The sequence below is a fragment of the Gimesia sp. genome (genome assembly GCF_040219335.1).
Lineage (GTDB): Bacteria > Planctomycetota > Planctomycetia > Planctomycetales > Planctomycetaceae > Gimesia.
Window position 1 is genome coordinate 132,037 of sequence record NZ_JAVJSQ010000028.1, and the last position, 23,402, is coordinate 155,438.

24 protein-coding genes are annotated in these 23,402 nt (G+C 54.9%); 10 read left to right on the top strand and 14 right to left on the bottom strand.

The genetic code is table 11. From position 1 onward, the window contains the following. Positions 1–312 precede the first annotated feature (312 nt). Complete coding sequence (locus tag RID21_RS21550; RefSeq protein ID WP_350192468.1) at positions 313–2,937, top strand: carboxylesterase family protein; 2,625 nt, start codon at positions 313–315, stop codon at positions 2,935–2,937. On the opposite strand, the gene RID21_RS21555 is transcribed toward RID21_RS21550, so the two are convergent. The 6 genes from RID21_RS21555 to RID21_RS21580 form a co-directional block, all read right to left on the bottom strand. Further along, on the bottom strand, positions 2,938–4,548 hold the full coding sequence (locus tag RID21_RS21555) for a hypothetical protein (RefSeq protein WP_350192470.1): 1,611 nt from the start codon (positions 4,546–4,548) through the stop codon (positions 2,938–2,940). 66 nt (positions 4,549–4,614) lie between these two features. After that, entirely contained in the window at positions 4,615–6,495 is a 1,881-nt protein-coding gene (locus RID21_RS21560) for a hypothetical protein (protein ID WP_350192472.1), read from the bottom strand. Next, the gene (locus tag RID21_RS21565; protein ID WP_350192474.1) at positions 6,488–6,832 is read right to left on the bottom strand and encodes an NADH-quinone oxidoreductase subunit K; all 345 of its coding nucleotides are present in this window, start codon (positions 6,830–6,832) and stop codon (positions 6,488–6,490) included. The genes RID21_RS21560 and RID21_RS21565 overlap by 8 nt, the downstream gene beginning before the upstream one ends. Continuing rightward, positions 6,829–7,635 (bottom strand): hypothetical protein, encoded by an 807-nt coding sequence (locus tag RID21_RS21570; protein ID WP_350192476.1) that lies wholly within the window; start codon positions 7,633–7,635, stop codon positions 6,829–6,831. Before RID21_RS21570 ends, RID21_RS21565 begins: the two co-directional genes overlap by 4 nt. Then, positions 7,632–8,672, bottom strand: coding sequence for a hypothetical protein (locus tag RID21_RS21575; RefSeq protein WP_350192478.1), 1,041 nt, complete (start codon positions 8,670–8,672; stop codon positions 7,632–7,634). Before RID21_RS21575 ends, RID21_RS21570 begins: the two co-directional genes overlap by 4 nt. Then, positions 8,672–9,100 (bottom strand): hypothetical protein, encoded by a 429-nt coding sequence (locus RID21_RS21580; protein WP_350192480.1) that lies wholly within the window; start codon positions 9,098–9,100, stop codon positions 8,672–8,674. Before RID21_RS21580 ends, RID21_RS21575 begins: the two co-directional genes overlap by 1 nt. 138 nt (positions 9,101–9,238) lie before the next feature. Between RID21_RS21580 and RID21_RS21585 the strand changes: the two genes are divergently transcribed. The 5 genes from RID21_RS21585 to RID21_RS21605 all read left to right on the top strand — a co-directional run bounded on the left by RID21_RS21585 (position 9,239) and on the right by RID21_RS21605 (position 13,878). After that, on the top strand, positions 9,239–9,733 hold the full coding sequence (locus RID21_RS21585) for a gamma-glutamylcyclotransferase family protein (protein WP_350192482.1): 495 nt from the start codon (positions 9,239–9,241) through the stop codon (positions 9,731–9,733). An 83-nt stretch (positions 9,734–9,816) separates the two neighbouring features. Then, the gene (locus RID21_RS21590; protein WP_350192484.1) at positions 9,817–10,290 is read left to right on the top strand and encodes a DUF1569 domain-containing protein; all 474 of its coding nucleotides are present in this window, start codon (positions 9,817–9,819) and stop codon (positions 10,288–10,290) included. 24 nt (positions 10,291–10,314) lie between these two features. Next, positions 10,315–10,704, top strand: a complete 390-nt coding sequence (locus tag RID21_RS21595; protein WP_350192486.1) for a hypothetical protein — start codon at positions 10,315–10,317, stop codon at positions 10,702–10,704. A 76-nt stretch (positions 10,705–10,780) separates the two neighbouring features. Further along, a complete protein-coding gene (locus RID21_RS21600; protein WP_350192488.1) occupies positions 10,781–12,451 on the top strand; it encodes an FAD-dependent oxidoreductase in 1,671 nt (556 codons plus the stop codon). 38 nt (positions 12,452–12,489) lie between these two features. Beyond that, positions 12,490–13,878: a sodium/glutamate symporter gene (locus tag RID21_RS21605; protein WP_350192490.1), complete on the top strand. Its 1,389-nt coding sequence runs from the start codon at positions 12,490–12,492 to the stop codon at positions 13,876–13,878. A 47-nt stretch (positions 13,879–13,925) separates the two neighbouring features. On the opposite strand, the gene RID21_RS21610 is transcribed toward RID21_RS21605, so the two are convergent. Both RID21_RS21610 and RID21_RS21615 read right to left on the bottom strand, forming a co-directional pair. Further along, positions 13,926–14,237: a hypothetical protein gene (locus RID21_RS21610; RefSeq protein ID WP_350192493.1), complete on the bottom strand. Its 312-nt coding sequence runs from the start codon at positions 14,235–14,237 to the stop codon at positions 13,926–13,928. Between the two features lie 131 nt (positions 14,238–14,368). Next, complete coding sequence (locus RID21_RS21615) at positions 14,369–15,385, bottom strand: zinc-binding alcohol dehydrogenase family protein (protein WP_350192495.1); 1,017 nt, start codon at positions 15,383–15,385, stop codon at positions 14,369–14,371. Between the two features lie 201 nt (positions 15,386–15,586). Between RID21_RS21615 and RID21_RS21620 the strand changes: the two genes are divergently transcribed. Next, positions 15,587–15,982 (top strand): hypothetical protein, encoded by a 396-nt coding sequence (locus RID21_RS21620; RefSeq protein ID WP_350192497.1) that lies wholly within the window; start codon positions 15,587–15,589, stop codon positions 15,980–15,982. Positions 15,983–16,070: 88 nt separating this feature from the next. Here the strand turns inward: RID21_RS21620 and RID21_RS21625 are convergent, their stop codons facing one another. Both RID21_RS21625 and RID21_RS21630 read right to left on the bottom strand, forming a co-directional pair. Then, positions 16,071–16,850: an ATP-grasp domain-containing protein gene (locus tag RID21_RS21625; protein WP_350192499.1), complete on the bottom strand. Its 780-nt coding sequence runs from the start codon at positions 16,848–16,850 to the stop codon at positions 16,071–16,073. 63 nt (positions 16,851–16,913) lie between these two features. Further along, positions 16,914–17,402 (bottom strand): hypothetical protein, encoded by a 489-nt coding sequence (locus RID21_RS21630; RefSeq protein ID WP_350192501.1) that lies wholly within the window; start codon positions 17,400–17,402, stop codon positions 16,914–16,916. Between the two features lie 143 nt (positions 17,403–17,545). Here RID21_RS21630 and RID21_RS21635 point away from each other — a divergent pair, with 143 nt between their 5' ends. Then, positions 17,546–18,085 (top strand): DinB family protein, encoded by a 540-nt coding sequence (locus tag RID21_RS21635; RefSeq protein WP_350192503.1) that lies wholly within the window; start codon positions 17,546–17,548, stop codon positions 18,083–18,085. 136 nt (positions 18,086–18,221) lie between these two features. Next, positions 18,222–19,136, top strand: a complete 915-nt coding sequence (locus RID21_RS21640) for a leucine-rich repeat domain-containing protein (RefSeq protein ID WP_350192505.1) — start codon at positions 18,222–18,224, stop codon at positions 19,134–19,136. 50 nt (positions 19,137–19,186) lie between these two features. On the opposite strand, the gene RID21_RS21645 is transcribed toward RID21_RS21640, so the two are convergent. From RID21_RS21645 to rph, 4 genes are all read right to left on the bottom strand, one after another. Continuing rightward, positions 19,187–19,840, bottom strand: a complete 654-nt coding sequence (locus RID21_RS21645; protein WP_350192507.1) for a hypothetical protein — start codon at positions 19,838–19,840, stop codon at positions 19,187–19,189. Between the two features lie 160 nt (positions 19,841–20,000). After that, positions 20,001–20,945: a DUF1963 domain-containing protein gene (locus tag RID21_RS21650; RefSeq protein ID WP_350192509.1), complete on the bottom strand. Its 945-nt coding sequence runs from the start codon at positions 20,943–20,945 to the stop codon at positions 20,001–20,003. Positions 20,946–21,049: 104 nt separating this feature from the next. Next, the gene (locus RID21_RS21655) at positions 21,050–21,718 is read right to left on the bottom strand and encodes a DUF6985 domain-containing protein (protein WP_350192511.1); all 669 of its coding nucleotides are present in this window, start codon (positions 21,716–21,718) and stop codon (positions 21,050–21,052) included. Between the two features lie 90 nt (positions 21,719–21,808). Beyond that, on the bottom strand, positions 21,809–22,549 hold the full coding sequence (gene rph / locus RID21_RS21660) for a ribonuclease PH (RefSeq protein WP_350192513.1): 741 nt from the start codon (positions 22,547–22,549) through the stop codon (positions 21,809–21,811). Between the two features lie 161 nt (positions 22,550–22,710). Here rph and RID21_RS21665 point away from each other — a divergent pair, with 161 nt between their 5' ends. Beyond that, positions 22,711–23,391: a 7-carboxy-7-deazaguanine synthase QueE gene (locus tag RID21_RS21665; protein ID WP_350192515.1), complete on the top strand. Its 681-nt coding sequence runs from the start codon at positions 22,711–22,713 to the stop codon at positions 23,389–23,391. Positions 23,392–23,402: the final 11 nt, after the last annotated feature.

The following is a 23,402-nucleotide window of genomic DNA, read 5'->3' on the forward strand; positions in this document are numbered from 1 at the left end:
CTCATTTTCACCAGGCCCGATTCGTCGCCAGAAAAATTCACGGATTCTTCTCACCTGTTTGAATAACGGGCTGAGCACCGTGGAATCCACTGGCTTTGATCTGTTTTTTGTCAAAATGAAACCAGGTGTCGCCTCTCCGAAAATACGTTCACAAGGCTCTCGGACAGGCGTTCTGTTGACAGTCCACCCTGCGCTCACAAGAATCAACGTAGTAGTCAGCAGTCGCCGTCATAAACGACTGGCGCTGATTTCGCTTCAATCAAGGAATGATATGTCCCATTGATTCTCCGGAATCTGGAAATGGATTGACCGATGCAAACTCTCCGAACTCGCTTCCTGTTTGCGTTCCGCACCGCTTTTCTGATCTGCTGCGTCAGCCTCCTGACGGCAGGCCCCGCTTTACAGGCTCAAACTAAAAACAAAACACCCGAGTCCACACAAACGGCTCCGGTGAAAACCGGTTTTGTGAATGCCGTCTATAAAGATGACGCAGGCGAACATCGCTACGTTGTCTTCGTCCCCCTCGATTATAACCCTGCGAAGAAATATCCGGTCATCCTCTTTCTCCACGGTGCCGGCGAACGGGGTAACGACGGACTCAAACAGACCCAGGTCGGCTTGGGACCGGTTATCAAACAGCAGGAAAAAACATTTCCTTTCATCGCCGTCTTCCCGCAGGCAGAGAATATGAAAGAACGTCTGCTCGAAGGCTGGCTGGCCGACTCCTCCGACGGCAAACGGGCCCTGCAGATCCTCAACCAGGTGCTGCAGAAATACTCAACCAATTCGAATCAACAGATCCTGACCGGCTGGTCTATGGGAGGCTACGGCGCATGGAGCATGGCGGCCGCGTTTCCCAATCGCTGGTCGGCCGTAGTACCTCTCTCCGGCGGTGGTAAAACTGAATCGGCGGCGCAACTCAAAGACGTTCCTCTCTGGGCGTTTCACGGTGCCAAAGATCGGGTAGTCCTGCCGGAAGAATCTCAGCGTATGATCGACGCAGTCAAGAAAGCAGGCGGCGAACCGCGCTTCACCCTCGTTCCCGATGCCGGACACGATGTCTGGAAAGTTGCCTACTCTCAGCCCCTGTTCGACTGGATGCAGAATCCGACTCAACAGATTGATCCCGCTGCACCCTTACTGGTCAAGCCGGATCGTAAACAACCGGCGGCGGTCGATAGTGAAACTCCCTTCGTACCGGCACTGATGATCAACGACGCTGTCTCAGTGCGACTGGGTAATCGTTTTCTGCAGTCCCTCGCTGATGCGGTTCCCAGCATGGTTCCCGCGGATATGCTCGAAGGACGCATCGCCGACATTCAGGACTGGACCACCGCCCAGGGACGCAGCTTCAGTGTGCAGTTCTCCGGGATCTCCTATAAGGGAGCACTGGAACGCGCCGCCGTGGAAGCCTATGCTGCCGGCACCTTGAACATTCAGCTGGGTATCAAGGATGTGAACCTCTATATCAGCAACACCTACGTTACCGGCAATCGACATTCCGCGGTCGCCGGTCCGATCTCGGTCAGCATCGGTCATCAACGGCCGGTCTGGCTCAGCTTCGATGTGCGGCCCTTTATCCAGGGAGACCAGCTCAAGCTCAAACTGATCCGCACGCGGTTCACCATTCCCCAGGACAACTGGTACGTCTCCGGGCCGGCGGGCGTTTCGACCCGCGGGATCGGTATGACTTCTGAAAAGGTCTCCAGTGGACTGATTGACGGTATTTACGGGAGCAAGGGCCGTATTGAAGATGAAGTCAAAGCGATCGTCCCCGGTCTGGTGGAAGAGCTCGAAAAGCAGCTCAGCTTCAGCGAAGCCAGCCAGGTCGTTGATGCCGTCTGGCCACTCCCCGTCTATCAGCCACGGATTAAACTCTGGCCCCGCGAAGTCGTCACCGATAAGCAGGGGGTCTCACTCAATTTCGGTCTGACCGTCGCAGCCCTTGATCCGACCAATCCACCGGCCACCGTTCAACAGGTCAACGCCTTCGGAACCCCCGTGGATGAAATTCCCAAGGTCACCGATCTGCAGGTCGGCGTCGCACCCGGGATTCTCAAACCGCTGACCGAGATGCTCGTCAAAGAGGATGTCGCGCGAATTCCCGTTCTGGATATTCCCGGTCACTCGTTCGATCCACTGGCAGATCCCAAAACTCTGCAGCAGGTCTTCCCCGATCTGAAACAGTACGGCGACGGACTGCAGATCTGGTCTGAGCTGGTACTCACGCGACCGATTCAGGTAGAAGACAGCAACAAACCCAAGTCCGCCAGCGATGATCCTTTTCGCTTCGTCGTTCCCCGGGCGGCGATTTCGATGGCGATCAAAAAATCGGCCTCCGAGAAACAGTGGACGCCGTACGCCGAGTTCTCACTTTCACTGAGTCAGGACGTCGATCCCGAGATCGTCGACCAGAGCTTCTCAAAACGGGCCATTCGCCTGGACTGGGAAGGTGATTCACGCATTGGTGGTCTCGCCCGTTTCGCTCCGGATTACAAACCGCAGGAGAAGAACATCGATCAGGAAAAACTGCGTTCCCTGGTCCAGGCGGCCTGGGATGGCTGGACGAAACAGGGCCCCGCTTCGGTTGCAGAGATCCCCGACATCGAACTCGGCTTCGGCCGTTATCGCATCCAGCAGATCCAGTGGTCCGCACCCCAACTGCTGGCGACCTTCTCTGTACCCGAATTGAAGATCACCAACGGTACGAAACAGGACATCGAATACGAACTGAAAAGTCCCTACAGTGACTGGGGCGGACCGTACAAGCTCAAGCCCGGCGAGTCGCATGCCTTCGATGCGGCGATGCCACTCACCTATCGACGCAAAGTCGATGGGCAAATGCATGTCTTCACGCTTGCCTCCGGTTCGCATTTTGAGTTCCTGCCCGAAGCCGGTCATCCGGAAGGCGTACTTTACGAAGCCGCCGATAACTGATCACTCTTCAACGGCCGCCTCGGTAGACGGGGCGGCCTCATAGCTGACCAGTGGGAACAGCGTCCGCTCCAGCAGATAGGCGGGCGTGATCCCCAGGCTGACAATCAATAACACGGCTGGAGCCAGAGCCAGCCAGACCAGCGCCCGTTTCTCTGCGGGCGCTGTTTCTTTGTCGGCATTGTCGGGAGCGGAATGCGAAACGGTCAACAACTGCCAGCCTCCGCGAATCAGCGCCAGGTTGAACAGCAATGTTCCCAGCAGATAGCCCAGGGCCAGCAGCATCTGCTGACTGGTCAGGCTCCATAGGAACGCAAAGCAAGCGGTGAAACCACCCAGGCCCGGAGCTCCGATCAGCGTCAACAGCGACAGCCAGCCCAGCCAGTACATCACTCGTTCTGAGGGATGCCCCTGTGTCAGTGACAGGCAGGGCATCACCAGCAGCAACACTCCCGCAGCCAGCCCCTGCACCACATTCAACACAGCGAAGTAAGCAACGACTTCCTGGGAGGCAGAGAGAATCGTCAGCGTTAAGGCCGCCTGTCCCACCAGGAGCCAGACGACTGTCTGCAGCAGTTCTCGACGGGCATATGCCAGTAACGCCGTGATCAGGAATCCGACGATTCCCCACAATGCCAGCAGGGAATACAGGCTCTCACTCACACTCTGCTGCAGCGGTAACAGGCAACGCAGCATGCCGTAGACGCTCAGCTTGGTAAGGATCAATAATAGAATCAGCGACCAGCCCGTCATCACAGAGGGGGAAGCGGTTTGTGTCGTCTGCTGTTTCAGCCACTGAGTCATGCCGTAATAAGCGGGGAACAGAAAACCTTTGCAGGCAAAACCGGCCAGTAACAGCAACAGGATCCACGGGGCACTGGTGCTCCAGTAAGCCTCAGCTAAAGGGTAAAGCCGGACGTCGCTCCTGCTCTCTCTGAACAAGGCGTCAAACTGAAAGGTGAGTGCCTGCGGCGCCTCGAGCAGCACACCCTGCATCCAGGAAAACGATGTCGCCGCCAGCAGTAGTCCCGCCAGAATCAAAGTGTCCCCCAGCAGTTGCAGATACAAGGTGCTTTCCAGCACCGAGCGGGCCCGCGAACCGTTCCAGACCTGGAGCAGACCGATGGTGCAGACCGTCGACAGAAACAGGAACGTCACAAAACTGATCACATCATGCGAGATCAACAGTCCTGCCAGCAGTGACTGCAGAATCAGTAACAGAAAGTAATGCCGATGCGAGACCCTCGTCAGTCGATTGGAAAAGAAGACTAACAGCGGCCAGAGGCAGGTGATCAACAGCAGAAACCAGGCGGACAGCGCATCGAGGCCCCACTGAAAATTCCGGGGTGTGGCGGCGTCGGGACCGGCCGTACTCAGCACCGGTAGCTTGAGCGTTATTGAAATGATGCGGGTCGCTCCGGTTCCCTGCAGTTCGGGGGCGAAGAGAACCAGCGCCAGAATCAGGCAGGAGACGAGCGTATTCGAGAACGCGGTCCAGCGATGGAATTCCAGACCCAGTTTCACGCTGCCCAGGCCAAAGCAGGCTCCGGCGACTGGCATCACCACCAGCAGTACAGGCGAAAACGAAATCAGGGAATTCAGAAACAGGTCCATGAACGGGGCTCAATCAAATAAATCAAATCAATCCAGGCAAAATCGTAACCGGGGAAACGCATCTCGCTAAATCTGTAACACCATCAACACCAGAATTAACACAGACAGGGTCATCACCAGTATCAATGTCGGAAAGGTGACCTGGCCGTTCTGCATGTGCAGCAGCAGATCGCCCCAGGCCCGCGGCAGTCGCTCCAGCGAGAACCGACTCAGACGGGAAACGATCCACTCCTCAATCAGGGACACCGTTCGGGCCAGCAACTCCAGTGGCTGAATCAATGCACGGTCCAGCAGCGACATCAGGTAATAATGCGAACGTCCCAACTGCAGCAGAGCCGGCGGTTCCGTAGTCGCGTTAGAACGGGAACGTCCCGCGGTCATCCAGATGAGGATCATCGCCACCAGCAGAGCCAGACCGAACAGGCTGCACAGCAGCCAGTCATGTTCGAACAGCGGAGGCAGCATTTCCAGCAGAGGTCCCGGCCAGAGAGACGGCACAAAAGGGAAGGGAATCAGTAACAGACTTGCCAGCAGACTCACCCCCAGTGTCGCACTCCACAGGGCGAGCACCGGGAAGGATGCACCAGTCTTCGATGATGAGTGTGAATCCGCCAGCGAGAAATAAAATCGCATCAGGCCTGCGACATATCCTGCTGCTACAGGTACGGTGAGCCATATAAAGAAACTGACGCGTAAATCGTCGGTCGCGGCGCGGGACAGGATCAGCGCCGGCAGCAGACCCACCAGTCCACAGACCGCCAGCAGAATCAAAAGCATCAGGCAGAGCTTAACAGACGACAGCGCTGCCCTCGGGATCCCATTCTGTTCTCGCCAGGCTGCCAGTAAAATCAGGATCACCAGGACCAGGAGTTCCAGAACCACCAGTGCCAGTGTGCTGGACAGCGTTCCCACCTGACCCAGTCCCACAGACGCGACCGCCAGTCCCGCGAGCGTTGCCGTCAACCAGCTCAGACTGCGATCCGGGTGCGCATCGCGAGGCAGGCTCAAAGCGGAAAACAGAGTCAGCAGAGCAGACAGCGTTCCCAGTTGTACCATCAGCGTACGGGTTGCAGGGACAGCCTGAATCAGAGGCGCGCAGCGGAGCAACAGGAACAGTCCCGCGGACATCGCCAGCAGATTGATCCCGGCCAGCGAACGTGCCGACCAGTTCTCTTCCCGACTCACCAGCAGGGCCGAAGCAGGAAACAGGCTCAGGCGAGGCAGGGCGGCAAAGAAGAGCAGCACGCTGATGCCGGGCAGGGCAGTGCGATTGGTTTCTGCAACCTGGGTCAGCGCCACCGGCTGCAGCATCGTAAGAAAATCCAGACTGGTGAAATTGGTCTGAACGAGAAACAGTCCCAACAGCAGCATGCCATCCCCCAGCGCATTCCAGCCCCACCAGTGTCGGCGTGCCGTTTCCGGAGCGAGCGTCGTCCGCAGGTGCACTTCATGCAGCAGGTTCAGACTCATCGAGAGCAGGCACCAGCAGAAAAAGAGTTGTAGAAAGTTTGTTGCCAGGATGATGCCAGTCGTGGCGCAGAAGCCCATCAGTAACAGCAAACCCCCGTAGCGTGGCGCAACAGTATCTGCAGACTCAGCTGAATTGGGCGGACTCAACAACAGTACGCAGAGCATGCCTGCCGAGACCAGCGTATAGAATGTCAGGCTCAGTGAATCGTAGAGTACACCGATCTGCAGAGGCAGAGACGTTTCGTCGGGAAGCGTCAGCCAGCGAACCAGGGGGAACGAATAAGACTGTTCTCCCAACAGGGGACTGAAGTAACCAGTCGAGGCCAACGCGACCAGTGTCGTGACTGAGACTCCCAGCAGTGCGGGCCAGCGCGGATTCCCTTTGAGAATGCGACAGGCAACCAGGGCCGACATCACCACCGTGACGAAGGGCACGACCAGTCCGAGTTGCAGTAACAGGGTGATTGTTCTATCCACCAGACCCGGCCCCCCTTTCCACGGGGGACTTCGTTTCCGCAGTGGCATCGGTATCAGCATCAGGTGATTGACGGCGCAGGCTGAGTACCGCCAGCGCAGCGGCTGGCAGCATCACCAGGAACAGGACGAACAGAAAAAACACGGTCTGTGCCCGCGAACCCTGATACTCTGCAAACGCCGCCAGCATGAGGCCCGCTCCCTGCAGCCAGATCAGCAACGAAAAGACAGTCGCCAGGCGATGCCGCTGCAGCAGCATTCCCAGGTAGCCGACAGCGATCAGGATGATCCCGATCATCAGACTCTGGTGAAGGACGGCGGTGGCCTGCAACAGTATCATGCGTTCCCTCCCGGTTCCTCTGTCTGTGAAACGCGTGACGCCCGCGGGGAAAAGACCAGCCAGGTCATGCCCACAAAAACCAGCAGCACGAAGCAGAGCAGAAGCAGCAACGTCGGCCAGTGTTGACTGAATAACCGGGGCAGCAGTTCCGGTAAGGAGAGCCCGGTCCATTCTGATTTCGGTACGGGGGTCACTTCGGCTCCCGGCCCCCAGTCCCGCTGGACCACCCACAGACAGACACATAACAGAAATCCACACGCCAGGCAGGCAAGCAGCGGTTCGCGGAACGCGCCCTCTTCGTCCTGCTCTGCCGAGGCTGATTCGGGTGATTCCTCGTCAGTGCAGTTGTGATAACAGAGCAACAGGATCAGGCCTCCCAGAGTCAGCCAGCTGAGAATCATCAGCGGAGGCATGTGAGCCTGAAGAAATAATAATCCACTGGAGAGCAGAGAAACCGACGCAGCTGCCAGGGCCCATCTCATTCGCGAAACGAGTACCGCGGCGGCACCACTGACGATAACCAGCGTACCCACGGGAATCGGACTGAATAACGCCAGCAGCGACTCCGCCTTGCCCTCGGTCTTGAAAGAGAAGGGAGAGCCGAACCAGTAGAGCAGGATCAGCAGTGCCCCGATCGACAGCAACGGCCAGCCCCAGCGGTGCGCTGTCTCTGGTGCCTGATGCGTCGTTAAATTCAGGTAACCATACACGCCGGTCAGCATCAGTAGAATCAGGACCGCCAATGTTAAAAACAGCAGGTTATCCGCGGTGCCGGGCAGGTAGAATAACAGTTCGTCGATCATGATTGAACCTCCCCTGCAGGCTGCACTTCCGTATGTGTGTTCGTGGAAGCAGGGAATGGGAACCGGGGGAGAACAAAGCCCCACCAGATCGCCAGCAGGCTGAAGTTGAGCAGCAGATGCATGTAATGGTCTGACATACCCAGCACATGAAACGCCAGAAACGAAGCGGAAATCGCAACCAGCGACAGCCAGAGCAACAACTTCCAGAGCGCTTCCGGATCATAGCCGGGACGTCGGTTCAGAAAACGGATCAGTCGATAATGGACTCCCACCAGCACCAGGGGCAGGGCGGGAAACAAACCAAATCGCATGACAATCTGCAGCACGCTCATCTCCTCGTGCGGAGCGAAGCAGGTCAGGCTGAGGATGATGATAGACATCACGAAGACGGTGTTGAAGAGATGCAATTCGCGAATCCAGTGCTGTACCGGCCGGACAGGTTTGGGTGCCTGGGCATTGACGAGAATCACAGGGCCGGTCAGCGACAGGAACAGTGCCAGCATTCCCACCGGTTGTATCAGCAGCAGCCAGACAGTGGAGGTCGCACCGCTCGTAGCCTGTTCCGCATGCACGGGGAGATAGGCGGCCACCGAGGCGAAAGACAGCAGCAGCGGCAGCCAGAAATAGCCGTTGAGTAGCAATCCCGACAGCGGGTGCCTCTGTCGCTCGGTTACCGCCAGACTGATATGCCCCGCTGCTTGTAGCAGTACGAACAATCCCAGATACATCATCGGTGCATAGCGGCACGTCACGAGCCCGGTCGCTTCGACCGGTTCACTCCGTATGGACCACATGTTGGTGATATAACCGGGGAGAAAAGCAATGGTCAGCAAACCGCAGGTCAGTGAGAACAGCAACAGACAGCGTTCGCTCCGTTGAGTGATCTCTGCCTGGGAACGGGCAACCCGCTTCAGTGCGAGTTGCAGTCGCGTTTTGACAGAGGCGTTCAGGGGAGACCAGGCCGTCTCTGCCAGCAGCATTGAGATCAACAGAAACACGAGCGTGCTAATCAGGAACAGGGGAATCTGCCACAGCATCAGGTGGCCTCCGTCAGATTCGAATCATCGGCGGAAGCTGATTCATGTTCCGCATAGATCGTCAATTCAGGAGCAGAGGACACTGGTGCGGTCTGCGACTTTTTCGGTGCGGACAACATGCCCGACCAGAGTGCCATACCCCAGGTCAGGAGCAGGGCCGCTCCCAGAGTCCAGGTGATCGGGTTCCGCAGTGAGGTTGTCTGCACACTGATTCCCAGTGCCAGCAGCAGAATACAGACGGCAATCAACACGGTCGTAAAGTTCCAGTACAGCGCGTGCTGTGGTGCTACATAAGGGCCGGCGTTCGACACGGAGTCTTCGACGATTGATTCAGACTCGTCGCGAAACCATTTCTGAATGGCCCACCAGACAGCCAGCGCCGTCAGCGAAGCAGTCAGCAGTAATATCAGAAAGGTGAACCAATCCATGGTGGACTTTCGACGAAATGCGGAATAGCAGCCGGGAACGCAGGTGACCGAACTGTTGATAGACACCAATTTTAAGTGAAATCGAGGACGAAGCGAAGCGACTCGCCTCCTGCAAATCTTCCAATTCAGGAAATGAATGTGCGCCGCCACTTTACAGTAGACGCCCACCTGCCAACAATGCTACCGGTCGAGCAAGCGGATCTGTCGGCACCGGTTGAACGAGATCCCGCTCCATCCGGGGAAGGCACTGGCATGAATGATGAATCACAGACTCTGATCTTTGTCTACGGCACTCTCAAGCGGGGGTTCTGTCGGGCTCCGTTTCTGTCTGATCAACAGTTTCTGGAAGAAGCATGCACCGCGCCCCGTTACGCACTCTATGATTGTGGCGCGTACCCCGCACTGGTGAAAGATAACACCACAGGCATCCGCATTCAGGGCGAACTGTGGCGCGTGGATGCACGGGGGCTGGAAGTCCTTGATGAAGTCGAAGGGGTTGCCGAACAACTCTATGCCCGAGAAAGCATTGAGCTTGAGTCGCCGCTGATTTCCACGGGAGTGCAGGCTTACTTCTATCTGCCCGATGTCTCGCAGCTGCCCCGTCTGGGAGATTGCTGGACCCGACAGACCTGAATTTCCATGGGAGACGCTTGTGATTTTTCGTTCAGCGCCTCACAATAGCGCTGCTGACTCAAATCGCTTTTGGAGAACCCGTCATGTCTGCGCCGACCAAAGCCCGCAGAACCGTATCTTACGCGTCATTACAGGAAATTGCTGACGACGCACAACGTCTCCATGCTGCTGGTACCCCCACCACGGGAAACTGGTCGCAGGGCCAGATCTATGATCATCTGGCACGATTGATGGATGGCTCTCTGGATGGATTCGACTTCACCGCTGCCTGGCCGTTACGCAAGATTTCGAAGTGGATCTTCAAACCACTGATTTTCAAGAAAGGCATGCCCGCCGGTTTCAAATTGAAAGGGGATGCCGGCAGAGTCCTCCTTCCAGATCCAGTCGCAGACCAGGCGGGGCTCGATCATCTGTTGCAGGCAATTCATCGTCTGCAGAACGAATCGCAGCGTCACCCCAGCCCCGTGCTCGAGGAACTGACCCGTGAAGAGTGGGATCTGCTGCATCGTCGACACGCCGAACTGCACATGAGTTTCATCGCCGAACCGGAAGCCTGACCTCCCACCCCAACGAGGATCGACGTGGACGACGAACCGAATTCTACCCCACCGGAGCCAGCACGACCGAAAACATTCGATGAACGCCTCCGCAGCTGGAGCCTGCTTAAGCGACTGCTGCTTGCCTTCTGTCTGCTCACCGCATCTTACATCACAGCGGCCGGCAGCGGATTGATGATCCTGCTCATGCTGGCTTTCTCGACTGACGGCTGCCAGGACTTTCCCGATATCCTCGGCTTCTTCGTCTTTCAGTTTCCCATTTACGCACTGGGGATCTGTACCGCCCTGCCGGCCCTGTTTCTGGCCTGCGCCTGTTCAATTCGCTGGATCATTGGCTCGATCATTTTCTGTGTGGGACTCTGTGCGTTCTGGCTTGTGGGTGGCTTCATCGCGATCGTGATGACCTGTCAGTAGAGGGATTCGTCCGCGGCGTCTATAATGCCTCTGCAGTGATCTAATGACACACAGTGAATGATCGGAAAGGGATGCAATGGCAGAGTCGCAGGGAAACAGAATCATCGTCGTCGGAGGAGTCGCGGGGGGCGCGAGTGCAGCAGCCCGGGCACGTCGCTGCGATGAACACGCGGAAATTATTCTGTTTGAGAAGGACGAATACGTCTCTTTCGCCAACTGCGGTCTGCCCTATTTTATCGGCGAGGAAATCACCGAACGCAGCAAGCTGCTCGTCGCGACCCCCGAGTTGTTTCGAAATCGCTTTAACATCGATGTCCGTACCCGGCATCTGGTGCAATCCATCAACGTCGAAAACAAAACCGTCACGGTTCTCAATCGGGAATCGGGTGAGGTGAGCGAAGAGACCTGGGATCGGCTGATTCTCTCTACCGGTGCGGCTCCGATCACGCCCCCCTTGCCGGGCATCGAATCCGAAAACGTGTTCACACTCCGTAATCTGAATGACGCAGATGCCATCAAGGCCTTTATCGCGGAGCATGGCTGCCAGAAAGCGGTCGTCGTGGGGGCCGGCTTCATCGGACTGGAGATGGTGGAGCAGCTGCACCATCTGAAACTGGAGACAGATCTGGTCGAACTGCAGCCCCAGGTCCTGCCTCCACTCGATCCGGAAATGGCCCGCCTCGTTCAGAACGAATTGATCGATCACGACATCAAGGTGCATCTGGGAACAGCCGTCGTGACGATCCAGACTGAAAACAACACAGCCACCGGAGTCGAACTCGGTAACGGAACACAGATCGCTGCAGACCTGGTGATTCTGGGGATTGGCGTTTCCCCGGCGATTGAACTGGCCCAGGCCGCAGGCATTGACATCGGCGCGCGGGGCGGCATTGCCGTGAATGACTTCATGCAGACATCGCATCCGGACGTTTACGCGGTCGGCGACGCTGTCGAATATCAGCACGGCGTTCTGGGAACACCCCAGCGCATTCCGCTCGCCGGTCCCGCGAATCGCGCCGGACGTATCGCCGGTCAACATGCTGCCAGCACCTCGGCCGACCCGATGATCGCCCCCATGGGAACGGCCATTGTTCGTGTCTTTGGCATCACCGCAGCGTTGACGGGACTCAGTAAAAAGTTCGCGGAACTCACTCAACGTAAAAATCGTTCCATCATCGTTGTCGGCAAACATCACGCCGGCTATTTCCCCGGCGCTCAGCAGCTGTTTCTCAAGCTGACCTATGATCCCGAAACAGGGCGGATCCTGGGCGCCCAGTCTGTCGGTCGTGAAGGTGTCGATAAACGTATCGACGTGATCGCCACCGCGATGAAGTTTAAAGGCACCGTCCGCGATCTGGCCGGCGTCGACCTCTGTTATGCTCCGCCCTTCGGTTCAGCCAAGGACCCGGTACACATGGCGGGGTTCGTTGCCTGCAACGACCTGGATGAACTGACCCGCATCATCGAAGTCGATGCCGACCTCTCTGGATATCAGATTCTCGACGTCCGTTCCCAACAGGAAGTCGACGCGTTCCGCTTCCCCGAGATTACGCACATCCCCGTCGACGAACTCCGCGGTCGCCTGGATGAACTCGATGTATCGCGGCCGATCATCACCGTCTGCCATTCCGGGATGCGGGCTTATATCGCCGCCCGGATCCTGCAGCAGTCGGGTTTCGAGAACGTCCACAACCTCACCGGCGGCATGCTCATGCAACGCTTCGCCCGACCGGAGTTGTTTGAATAATTTATCCTGATCAATAAACTGGAAACCCACACCACACGATGTTTGCCGACTTCGCTCTCATCTCGGTTCTGCTGGTCATCGCGCATCTTTTACGTTCCCGACTGCGTCTCCTGCAGAATCTGTTGATCCCCGCACCCATCCTGGCGGGCTTCCTCGGATTGATCGGCGGCCCGCAACTGCTGGGCTGGCTCCCCTTCAGTCTCACCGGGGATGGCAAGATTGCGATGGAGCGTTATCCCTACGAACTGATCGCGATTCTGTTTGCGACCCTCTTTCTCGGGCATCAACCCCACCGTCCCACGCTGCGAACCATGCTCCGCGATGTCGGCGATACCTGGTTCTATAACTTCGCTGCCTACATCGGACAGTTCGGCGTCGCCCTCCTGTTCGGTCTGTATGCCCTGCCTTTGATGTTTCCTGATCTCAATCCCGGCTTTGCCCTGATGATGCCCGCCGGCTTCGCGGGGGGACACGGCACTGCAGCCGCGGTCAGCGAATCCCTGCAGGCAGGTGGCTTCAATGACGCACAAAGCCTGGGCTTCACGTTTGCCACGATTGGTCTGCTGATCGGAATCTTCGGCGGTCTGACTCTGATCAACATCGCTACCCGACGGGGCTGGACGCATCTGGTCTCTTCCGCACAGGAACTGCCCGAGAGTACCCGCTCCGGTTTCCTCACTCCGGAAGAACAGACCTCAATGGGCACCAGCACTGTCAGTGCCATGTCCCTCGATCCACTTACCTGGCACTTCGCGATCGTGATGACCGCGTTCGGTGGTGCACACGGCATCGATTACCTGTTTCGGCACGTACTCGAATCCAAAATCATTCTGCCCCTGTTCGCAGTGGCGCTGCTGGTCAGTGCGGTATTACAACTGGTACTCGAACTCTGTCACATCGGCAAATATGTCGATCGTCAGGTGATGGCCCGCATTGGTTCTTCGGTCTCCGATTACCTGATTGCCTTCGCGGTCGCCTCGATCAAAATCAGCGTCGTTGTTGAATACATGGCCCCGCTGATTGTCATGTCGCTGCTCGGTTTTCTCTACGCGATCGGCATGCTCTGGTTTCTGGGTCGACACCTGTTTCACAACTTCTGGTTTGAACGCAGCATCTTCGCCTACGGCTGGATGACCGGTGTCGTCGGCATCGGTGTGCTGCTACTGCGGATTGTCGACCCGCAACTCAAATCCAAAACCCTGCAGGACTACGGCCTCGCTTTTGTTGGCATCTCACCTCTGGAGATCCTGCTGATCGTCGTCGTCCCGCCGCTCGTCGCCCGACAGATCATTCTCGCGCCTGCGATTGTCATTATCGTGATCGCTGTTGCCTGTTTCGCCCTCTCCGCTTATCTCGTCGGCTGGTACCGCACTCCACCAGGCGAACTCCGACCCGGCGAACAGGAGATCATCGACGACTTAAAGTAGTCAAAAATGCTTGCCTTTTGCGGTATTTTAGAAAGGGGCTTCCCCAATTATGCTTTCACGCATTGTCCCATGACAATGAGACACTCGCCCGGTGTCGGCTGAGTATCGATCCCAAATTCTTCTGCACATTCGTGATTACGAATCTGATCAGACAGAGTATCTGGAATCCATTTGAAGCCCAGTGTGAAAATACCTCGTTTAACACAATCTGGATAAGTGATCTCTGGAACTTTAATAATTTTGGCTGCGCCAAATTCGGAACTTTCCACATCAGCTATTGCAAACACACCGACTCCCTTATCCAGCGGGTTGATGTTTGTAAGCCACTCGGGGTCAGTTTGATTATTGGTATTAAACATAATTGATTTCTCGATATTACAATTTAATTGTTAACGTTTTTTACTGTAGATCGATCGGTCTTTGTCCAAATATTTCGTGTTTTTCGTGCCTTTCGTGGTAGCAAAAACGTACTTGCTATAACGTTCGTGGTTCACTCCCAGCCACTCAGAACAATCTTCCCAATCGTGTGCCCCGCTTCCAGGGTTTGATGCGCCCAGCGCAGGTTCTCTGCATTGATTGGAGAGCGGACCTCGTTTACCGTACATTGCAGTTTCCCCGCATCCAGCCATTCCGAGACCCGATTCAACAGGTGATGCTGCTCGATCATATCCGGCGTCGCGAACATCGAACGCGTATACATGAACTCCCAGACCATCGTTGCTGACTTGCGTTTCATCAGCGACTGATCCAGCGGCTGCTTATTATCCACCAGTAGTACAATCTTGCCCTCGGGACGCAGCAGATCGACGGCCTGATCCCAGTGCTGGTCGGTATTGTTGAACAGCGCGATGTGATCGATCTGTGTTAAACCCAGTGCTTCCACCTGCGGACGCAGCGGCTCGAAATGATTGATGACATGGTCGGCCCCGAGTTGCTTGACCCACTCAATCGACTCCGGCCGGGATGCGGTGGTGATCACTGTCAGTCCCGCCAGCTTCGCGAGTTGGATGCCGATCGAACCGACGCCGCCGGCACCGCCTGTAATCAGAATCGTCTCACCCGCATTCCCCCCTTCCACGTCAATGCCCATCCGATCGAAGAACGATTCATACGCGGTGATGGCTGTGAGGGGAATAGCGGCTGCCTGAGAAAAGTCGAGTGATTTCGGCTTCGTTCCCACAATCCGCTCGTCGATCAACTGGTACTCGGCATTGCATCCGGGGCGGGTAATGTCACCTGCATAAAACACTTCATCACCCGGCTGGAACAGTTCCACCTCCGGTCCGACCGCTTCGACGACTCCCGCTGCATCCCAGCCGAGCACTTTGGGAGCAGGTTCCTCCCCCTCTTGGGGAGCCCGGACTTTGGTATCCACCGGGTTGACGGCAATCGCTTTCACCGCAACCAGCAGGTCCCGCCCACCCGGCTTCGGTTGATCCAGTTCGACATCCATTAATGATGCGGGATCCTCAATCGGCAGATAACGGGTCAAACCAACGGCTTTCATATTTGAAACTCCCCTCGAGAGATGAATGGCAGAAATTCAAAGATTCTCACTTCATGTTCTAAGGAATACGCGAGGAAATCAAGGTGCCTGTTTCGAGTCTTTTCTGCTTTTCGTGGTGAAGGATTACAGATAACCGCTCGCGAACATCACAGAACCGGTTACAATCAAAACTGCAGGCACGGTACAGGGGATACCGCATTCATGAATTCCGAAAACAAAACAGAACGGTCTTACAGCCGGCGGCTGATGCAGCTCTCTACGATCCCGTTTCTGCTGCTGATCGCTTACTGGGTCCTGACCTGGTTCTGGGGCACGACTGAGGTGCAACAGGCTTATGTGAAGTTCAACAGCAAAGGGCTGCCTGCCAGCGCCCGCATTTATACGGATCGCCGTCCCGCAGATCTGGAGAGCAACTGGTATCTGATCGGTTATCCCTGTGCCCCCTGTCCGGGCATCGTCAGTCTGGAAGTCGATATGCGACATTGTGATATCTGTCCGGGGCCCGGCCGCCAGTATTTTTTCTGGTGCCCGGGCTATCACTCCAAAGTCCCTTTCTGGGGCAGACCGGTTGCAGGGACGTACGAGGACACCGACTAAGATTCAACGCACTTTCTTTTCGTGTTTTTCGTGACTTTCGTGGTAGTAAAAAAACGGAACCGTATCTCTCACGATAGTCGATTCCGGTTCAGAGATTGATTCCGATTCCGTTATCTTCCAGCCCCATGATTTCTCGCCAGCGGGCTTCAATCATCGCCGTATAGAGATACATGTCGGCTCCATAGTTACCCAGCGCATAACAGTCATTCACTTCCACCAGCAACGTTTCACCGGTCGAAGTGATTCCCCAGTCCATGCTACAGGCGATGGGGCAGCTCTCGAACGCATCCAGCGCAGACTGCATCCGCGTTCTGTCGGGGAAAGCCAGCGGATCACCCTGGTAATTAGCAACCGTTTTGATTGCACCGCGAAAAATGTACGCGCGCCATTCCGAAATGAATTCCACGACTTCCTGCACCAGGACTTCTGTTTCACCGTCGACCGCTGCGGAGGGGATCAGATCTTTGAACTCCTTGAAAACCTTTCCCGTAAATCGTTTATGTTCCCACAGCGGTTTCACGTGCAGTGCCCGGGTTTCCTCTTCCTTCTCGAATGGTTGGCGCACTTCTTCCAGTGTCGAAATCCAGAAGTCGCGACCGATCCACTCTTTCAGACAGTCAGGCAGATCCTGCAGGTCCGGTAACGGACGCTGGGCCCGCTTGATTGCAGAACGCACCGTTCCCACGCCACCCGCAACGATGGTTTCATCGGGAAAAGACAGCAGCCCTCGATCCAGGGCGCCATCAAATAATGAGGGCGCATCAAACCGGGTGACTTCGTAACCCCGTTCCCAAAACGTATACGCGATTCGCTCCAGGTTCAGATAATTCGGATCCCCCTTTTGTGCCTGTTGCACATACGCCCGCATTGTGTTCTCCCGGTCAAATTACATGTGATTCGATTTGATGTATCCAGCATAATTCATTGCTCATCAGCTCACGTGTCCAAATCGACCAAAACCACCTTTGTCTCTCAAGGTACTTTCATGATGATGAAACACGACATACTGGTACTTGACGATCAGCCTCGCGATTTGACTGGCGACTAACTGGGCTGACAGACTTTGAACACTCTGTTGTTCCCACACAGCGACTGCAGAAGCGATAAGATCCAGGAGGTCTTCGATCAATGCGAGGCCATCCTCCTCGGTTCTTTTGGGCCATGTGAGCAAGTATTCTCTTAATGGTTGATCGACTGAAGATTGCAGGCGAGTCAGAAATTTATGCTCATTCACCTCATCTGGATTACAGCGTTCTGAGAAAATATTCAGCGTGACAGCGATGACTGTTTCAGAGGGGAAATCTTCCGTAGAACACACCCAGAAATCAATCGCGTCCAGCAATAACCTTTCCGTCAGGTAGATTCTACGATCCCAGATTTGTTCTTCATGTTGAGATCTGACTCGATATTGGAGTGTCATCTTGTCTGTTCCTGTTCTCAATCAGAAAAGACGACACCGGCGAAAGAAATCAGGTTCAGTATTACGAGATCAATTCTGTTCGTGTCTTTCGCGCCTTTCGTGGTAGAATCAAACAAACTCCCCCCAGACCAGAGAGGCCCACCATGACCACCGAACTGAAAATCAACCCGCTCCTCGCTGCAACCCCCGAAATCGGTCGCTGGCTCTGGGCTCTCGCTGAAGTCCGCCAGCAGACACGCCGCGTGGTCGCCGACATCGATCAACGCCTGCTCGACTGGCGTGGCTCTGATGGTGCTGAGAATTCCGTCGGCTCCCTGTTGTATCACATCGCCCTCGTCGAAATGTCCTGGCTCTATCTCGACCTCCTGCAGCAGGAGTTTCCACCTGAGGTCAACGATCTTTTTCCCTTTCCGATGGCGGACGACGCCGGCAAAGTCAGTCACGTTTCCGGCGTCACTCTGCAAGAACACCTGCACCGGCTCACGACCACACGCGAAATCACACTTTCCCGATTTCAACCGATGACCCCCGACGAATGGCACCGGCTCCGACCTCCCATCAATGACCAGCCTTACGAAACCACTCCCGAATGGGCCGTCTTCCACCTCATCGAACACGAAGCCGGCCACGCCTTCCAGATCTCCTCCCTCAAAGCCCGCTGGCAACGACTGGTTAGTAATTAAATAGTGCACCTGGTGTCTTTTATTGTAAAATGTATTTAAAGAAGTCAGAGTCTGACACATCACATCCCTTTAAGAACAGTTCTAGTCGTGGGAGTGTCAGCCAGTTGCCCCGATAACATTTGATCTGGCGATCATCATGGGCAAGTATTTTCAAATAAAGCCTGAAAGAATCACTCCCTTACATTATGTGCGATGGGGATGCATTCTCATCTTTCTTCTGTTGTTGTTTCATGGGATCAAAAGTTCGTTTCAAAGGAAAGTCAGAGATGAGTTTGTTCTACGGCTAAAGTATACAACTCATGCAGAACTGACCTTTCAACGAAAACCACTGATTCCAGTGTCTGTCAAAGGATCTAATGAGCTTCCAGACTGGCTTCACTCTCAAGAACTCAAAGAGGTTCGATTCAAATTTATATATAATTCAACATCTAGTGATACACTGCGAGGGATTGATGTTTTTCCCAGCCTGACTCATCTGGATCTTTCTTTCAGCCGCTTCTCGGGTGATGCACTCGTCTACCTGTCAGATCTTACTCAATTGGATCAGTTAACGCTTTGCGATACGAACATAGAAGACGCTGAACTGGCTTATCTGAAAAATATGAGGAATCTCCGGATCTTGAATCTGCATGACAACCTGATTACAGATAAAGGGCTGGTTCATTTAAAAGGATTGACGAATCTGGAGCGTCTCATTCTCAGCGAAACGGAAATTTCTGATGTAGGTCTCATCCATCTGTCGGAACTCAAAAATTTACGTAATCTCTCTCTCGCAAAAACTGCGATTACCGGCAAGGGGCTGGTACATTTAAAGGGCTTGAAAAACCTAACCATTCTCAATCTGAATAATACCAGCGTAACAGATGCTGCCCTTTCTAATCTGAATGGGCTCAGTCAATTGCAGGGACTGTATCTCGATGGCACGAATGTTACAGAAAACGAGCAACACATCTGGCGAATCGCATTAGAACTGAGAGCAAAGAAAAATGAGGGAAAAGAGATACTGGTTAAACCTCGTTTTTCTTCGCCTCTGCCAGAACTTTCCCATTAGTATTGAAATGACCTGCCTCACAAAAGGTAGTCGAGCGATATTCTCCCGCTTCATTCCACATCTTCAACCTTACCCAGCGCTGCTCCCACACCACCGATGATCGCACCCGCAGTCGCTCCCAGTCCGATCGGCACGCCAAACGCATACAGGGCCACCGGGTGAGTCGTCGTCATCACCCTTTCATTTTCAATCAGATGCCCATTCGCTCTCTGTTCCACTTTGACGGAACCGGCCCAGCCCGCGGGGGCAAACGGACTGTAAGCGAGCGAGAACCAGAGCAGCAGCAGCGAGCCTCCCAGCATCAGCCCCGCGAATCCACCGGCGCAACCAAAGAACGCGATCGAAGAAAGCACACCGCTCCGTTTGCCAACCGTCTTCCATTTCCCCGATTCCGGCGTCGCCAGATCTGCGGACTCAGCATCAGCATCTGCGGTCGTCTGTTCACCGGCGGTCTTTGTTTGTGTCGCCCGCTTTCGGGTGACTGCTCCTGTCAGCGCGAGTCCCACGCCTACCCACCAGCCGCAATGCATCCACCAGCGATACAGTTCCAGAGACGCAGCACGCTGATTGTCAGAACCGATTTCCTGAATCAGAAAGGCCCCCAGTCCAAACAGATTCGCAAAAACCAGCCCGCCAGCAGCCATCGCCAGCAACAGTCCATAGCCCTGTGCGAGTCGTTTCCCCAGCGTCAACAGCATCGGCATTTCTCCACTCCAGAAACAAGGGCAGGGTACGTAAGAATAGTGTTGTCTGCACTGCTTTCAACATTCACAACGCGGGAGAGAACCCCGGAGATCAACTTTTTCGTGTCTTTCGTACTTTTCGTGGTAGAAAGATAATAGGTCAGGTTTCTTCGGTGCGGGATCAGCCGGAGCAGATCATACCATGCACTTTAGAGAAATCCTGCTTAGCTAGATCCTGCTCTCGGATCCAGAATAATAAACTACCAAAATCGCTCCAGCACCAGTTGAATTGATTATCACTCCCTAAATCCAGTAGTAACCGCCAGTCTTTTTTTTGTCTGTTGGTGACTGGTTTTTCAGGATCTTGACGGAAATGAAGCACGCTCTCTCCTTTGGCTTTTGCTTTCATGGCCAGATGGCAACTTTCACGACAGTCTCCATCAAAACGGTCGTCATAATCTCCAAGCAACTGGTGATTGGTTTTAAAAAAAGGATAGATAAACCCGGTAATCAGATTCTCAAGCTCTTCTGTTTCACAGTCATCTGCTGCTTCATAGAGTGTATCCAGAGCCCGGCTATTTAAGGAATACATAGGCTTGAAACGGAGCGATGCTTCAGGGTCAGGCCGATAAATTTCCGCAGCTGGCCTGAAGTATCCTTTCCGGGTGATTGCTTTCGGAATTTTCCGCTCTAAAAAATCTGGAAAGGAACAGCGTTGCACCGGTTTTCTCTCAGAAGGCGAAAAGGTCACTTGAAAACCGTGCGTCATCCAGTCAGTCCGCAGCGAATAATGTTCTTCCCACATTCCCAGGCTGTCATACCAGAACCAGAGCCAGCCTTTTGCCGGCAGGATCGAACGGGGAATATGTTTTGCCGGCAGGTCACTTAAGCGAATTTGAGCCAGGAAGTGTAACGGTCGTCCCGCAGGTTCGTAGGGCCAGTCTTCAGGATCATGCAGGTCAGGCTCGCCACCAAACTTGGAACGACCGGCAGGTAGCTTGCGTTTCACTGGTTTACCCGGTACCAGATCGATGGCTGGCAACAAACCGTCCAGTATCTTATCCTGGAATTCTTCCAGATGATAGCGTTTAATTCCACGAAGAATTTCCGGTCGGGATTTTTTCATGTCTCATTCCCACTTCTGTTCGTATGCTTTCGTGCTCTTCGTGGTAGTAAAAAAAGCGATTCCCGGCTACCTTCACAAAGGCCAGTCTGTCTCATATTTTCACCTTATTTCTGCTTTGGGGCGGGAAGCGCTTCATAAGCATTGCCGATGTCCACAATTTGCCCATTCTGTAATCGAAGCCCAATACCCTCTAACGGATCCCACTTACCAAACAGTTCGATGCCAATCTGAACTTGACCATCAATGACAGGGTGAATGAGAATCTGAGAAAAATCAGTGATCTCATCCAGTTCTGTTCCGTCAACGATGGGAGGTAGCTCTTCTTCGATATTCTCCAGGCTACCGTAGAGCGCAGCCGCATGTTGGTACGCTTCCTTGTTGACTGAATACCACTTTTGATAATCCTGATAAATGGCTTCGCGGACCACAGCGTGAATGGCTTTTTCATTTGTTACGAAATCATCCAGCGCCTGCTGTTGTTCTGGAGTGATACCGTTTTTTTGGGCTTCGCAAATCTCAATAGCGACGGTGCGAAGTGGTTTTGGTTCGTCATTTCCCAGTGTGCCGTAAAAATATCGCAGCTCGACAACTTTGATTTTTGAATGATCGAAGTTTTCAGGACTCGCCTCCCAGGCTGCAATTTCATCGTGATCGGTCAATTCCAGCATCGAAGGTTCATCCACGGCTTCCACCTGTGGTGGTACTTCTCCGCCGCAACCCGCAGCCGTTACTATCAGCATGAAAACAAAAATTAAGTACTGAATCCGATTCACTGATTCCTTCTCCGGCTTAAATCCTGGACTCCCTTTTTTCGTGTCTTTAGTGCCTTTCGTGGTAGCAAAAAAAACATTTCGCGGTCCCCCCTACAGAGGCCAGTCCCCTCCAATGCACTCCCGCTGAATCGCTGTCAGCTGTTTAATTCCCAGCGTCGCCAGTTCCAGCTGTGCGTCCAGCATTCCCCGATTGAACACGAGCCCTTCCGCCGTTCCCTGAACTTCCACGAAGTCGCCGCCACCCGTCATCACCACGTTCATATCCACGCCCGCGGTGCTGTCTTCCACGTAATCCAGGTCGAGTACCGGCTCGCCCTCCACCACGCCCACGCTCACCGCGGCCACGCTGTTTGTGAATACCTTCTTGGGATCAAAGACTTCCCCCTCGGCCAGTTCGCACGTTTCCGGAATCGCCAGCACCGTATCCAGCAGCGCCAGGAACCCGCCTGTGATACTCAGCGTCCGCGTTCCCCCGTCCGCCTGCAGCACATCGCAGTCCACGGTAATCGTTCGCGGCCCCAGTGCTTCAAAGTCGACCACGGCCCGCAGGCTCCGACCGATCAGTCGCTGAATCTCGCTCGAGCGTCCGTCCGCCCGCCGCTGTTTGCGCGGTGACGTACTGCCCGGCAGCATGTTGTATTCCGCGGTCACCCAGCCGCTCGGGTTCTCGTCGTTCTTCTTCCACGGTGGCACACTGTTATCCAGGCTCGCTGTACAGAGTACGACAGTGTCTCCCGCAGAGATCAGAATGCTGCCGGGGGTCGCTTTCGTATACCGGCGTTCGACTTTGATGGGACGGAGTTGATCGGTCTGGCGAGAATCGTGTCGCATGGAAGAATCCTGTCTGCTTGAAGTGTCATTGTAATCGGTGTTCAGCTGAAATTTTCGCTAAAGTTACCACGCTTTGACCGCAGATTTCAATGCAAGATCTCACGCTTTCCGATAAGATAGACGTCATACTCAAACCACGTTCAATTTAGGAAGCGTCTCTCTTGCTGATCTCGGAAATATTTCACTCACCCCAGGGCGAAGGGAACTGGATCGGGGTTCCCTCGATTTTCATTCGGACCAGTGGCTGCAATCTCCGCTGCTGGTTCTGCGATACCCCGTACACCTCCTGGAATCCCGAGGGCGAAAAAATGTCCGTCGATCAGATCCTGGAACACATCAAGCAGTACGACTGCGAACACGTCGTCGTTACCGGCGGCGAACCGATGCTGAGCCACGAAATCGAATCGCTCACCCAAAGGCTCCACGCGGACGGCAAGATCATCACCATCGAAACCGCAGGCACCATCCTCAGCGATGTTCACGCCGACCTGATGTCGATCAGTCCCAAGCTCTCGAACTCAACGCCCGTCGACAACCCCGAGTGGGCACACCGTCACGACGCCCGCCGCGATCAGCCTACCGTCATTCACGAACTGATCAAACGCCATCCCTACCAGATCAAGTTCGTCGTCGATCATCGGGAAGACCTCAGCGAGATCGAGGATTATCTAAAGCGCTACCCCGAAATCAACCGCGAAAATGTGTACCTGATGCCCCAGGGCACCACCGCCGAGATGCTCGCCGAACGCATGCCCTGGATCGAAGAGATCGCGAAACAGCTCGGCTGTCAGGTCACCCGCCGGATGCACATCGAACTCTGGGGCAACGTCCGCGGGAAATAATTTCCGCGCCC